A 2,732-nucleotide genomic window follows, 5' to 3' on the forward strand; every position below is an offset into this window, starting at 1 on the left:
CTCATTAAGTTGTTTGAGTCGGTGGGTATATTACTATACCACGCCTCTCTTCCGAAACCGTGCTTGCGACTTTCACCGCACACGGCTACTCAATTAGAATGCGCTTATTGACACTGCGCGCTTCCTAGTTCCATACATCTTCCTTGGCATATTCTTCATATGGCTTTTCCGTTTTTGCTATAGATTCTTCTACCATTAGTTTTGCATCTTCCCTAGTTTTTTCATCATGGCAATATCCATGTAGTAACTGTAGGTTTTCCTTTCTATTACCTCCACCTTTCGATTTTGGCTTTATATGGTCCACTTCCATTACGTCTCCATCTTTGAAATGTAATCCACACCACGAACACTTACCTTTCTGTTTCTTCAAGAGTTCTGCAACTCTTTTAGGCACTTCAAGATATTGTCCCATACGTACAGACCAATATTTCCAATCTCCATCATAAGGACTTCTGTCACCTTTAACTTTTATATAATCAACACTACTATGGTGTTCACCTTTTGGATTATAAGATTCCAGTCTTAATGCGTCATCCTTACTTCCAGTTGAAAATATCTTTCTTCCATTGTGTCTATTCCAGTATTCTTTATAGAAGTTCTGTTTTGAACCTTTTGATACTGCCCAACCTCTGAGTTTTTCATATAGCATTGCATCACATTTTGATAGTATCCCCATGTTTTTAGCATCACTATATTTGTAATACTGTCTCCAGCCTCTGATTTTAGGATTTAATTCCACAATCAAAGCCTCTTGGGGTGCTTTCTTAAGAGCTTTAATTACTCTTTCGATTTCTCTCATATGATTCTCTATTTTCTCTTTGGTTGGACAAATGAGTGCTCTCCACCCGAGTGGTTCACCTTTAGTGTTTTCAGCACATTTATGCTTACTCATCTCATATCCTTGAATTCTGAATCCTAAGAAATTGAATCCAGCTTGTCCATCCTCGCTCAGTCTCGGTCTAACCGTATGTGCGAGGCGTGTTTTTTCGGGTTTTAATTCAAGTCCAATATCAAGTAACCATGAGGATATTAATTCCTTGCATTCTAAGACTACGCCTTTGTCTCTATGTATTACTACAAAATCATCAGCATATCTAATAAAGGTTAATGATTTAATTCTATCCCTTTTCCCTAGTTGGTCTCCTCTTGGCGATTTCCATCCTTTTGCATTTTCTGCATATTTCATTAACATAATTTCTAACCCATGTAGAGCTATATTTGCTAATAAAGGTGATAATGTGCCGCCTTGTGGAGTTCCCATATCTGTCTTAGAAAATACCCTTTGGTCCAATACACCAGATTTTAGCCACGCTTTGGTTTGTTGCCTTAACAAACCGTTATATCCGGCTTTTTCTAGTAAGGCATTATGGTTTATGCGATCAAAACACTTTGCTATATCAGCGTCTAGAACAAATTTCTCTGCTCCTTTTACTGCTTGTTTTATATGTTTAATCGCATCTTGACATGACCTCCCCGGTCTGAACCCATAACTAGAAGGCTCGAATTTAGCCTCCCATTCAGGTTCTAGGGCTAATTTTACCAATGCCTGGAGTGCTCTATCATACATTACTGGTATTCCTAATGGTCTCTTTTCAGTCTTTCCTGGTTTTGGTATCCATACTCTTCGAGTTGGTTTTGCCTTTCCGGTTAACTTCAATTGACCTACGAGTTTCACACGTGCTTCTGGGGATAATGATTTAACACCATCCACTCCCGCCGTTTTCTTACCTCGATTATCTTGCGTTACCTGTCTGACAGCTAACACCTTAGCCGACCAAGACCTCATCAGTGTTTTTTGGAGTCGTCTTACTTTCCGAACATCACCACAACGTGAAGCTTTGTATATTCGTTTTTGGAGGCGGAAAACAGCTATTTGTACCTTTTGCCATTCGACATCAGACCATTTCCAACTATCTTCCTTTACCACATTTACTGTTTTAGTCATTTACCTTTCCTACTTACGAGTATATTCTGTTCTAATTGCGGAGTACGTCTGCTTATCCCGGGAATTACCCCATCCCTTTTTCGGCATTACCTGTTACTTCAGATTAGGTATTTGCTTCTTACTCCATCCCTCCTGTATACACCTTCTGGCTGACTAACCTACTTAAATAATCGACCTATCTAAGAGATATATACAAGTTACTTCGTTCCGAAGTTTCCATTTTTTAATCTTTAGGTCTCATCTATACACCGGGTTCACATAAATGCTTTACTTCAACTCGACAATTTAGTAATATATTGAACCATGCTCTGTATTTAGAACGCCGGGAATTCAACCTATATCTCCCCCGACTGCACACTTTCGATGCTTCATACGATGATTTGTTTCCTAACCCACGAGTTTCACTTCCTTGAGATAATCTCAGTCCTGCTCGATTATGAATTACATGCTCACCCTATCAACAATTGCAAGGTTGTACTTTATTGTTTTCAGGTTTTTAGCCCCGCTTCAACTCCGTTCGTCGTCAACGTTCACGTGTTGGGGGTCTCCCTAATTCATTTCTAAGTAGGGCGCTCTATGCTTTATCACTAGCATTAAGTGAGAAGGACTTCCTCTTTTAAGATTTCTCTTCTATTTTTTATAGTGTTGTCACTCAATAGAATTCAGTCACCTTCATGGAAATTTCAGTTTCAAGGTTCCTTATTGATTTACCTTGCCCTGTCTTATAAGGGTTTTAACCTACTTCAACAGGAACGAATCGCACATCGAGATGTGAACAGAGTCTATT

General features: G+C 39.1%; 1 protein-coding gene. It reads right to left on the reverse strand.

Annotated elements, in window-relative coordinates; genetic code table 11:
- Positions 1 to 124 precede the first annotated feature (124 nt).
- On the reverse strand, positions 125 to 1,945 hold the full coding sequence (gene ltrA, locus MW688_RS09450; RefSeq protein WP_486735720.1) for a group II intron reverse transcriptase/maturase: 1,821 nt from the start codon (positions 1,943 to 1,945) through the stop codon (positions 125 to 127).
- Positions 1,946 to 2,732 lie beyond the last annotated feature (787 nt).

The sequence above is a fragment of the Johannesbaptistia floridana genome (assembly GCF_057440575.1).

Excerpts from the sequence above, each read along its gene's own strand:
- ltrA (WP_486735720.1), bottom strand. The coding sequence starts at position 1,945 with ATGACTAAAACAGTAAATGTGGTAAAGGAAGATAGTTGGAAATGGTCT.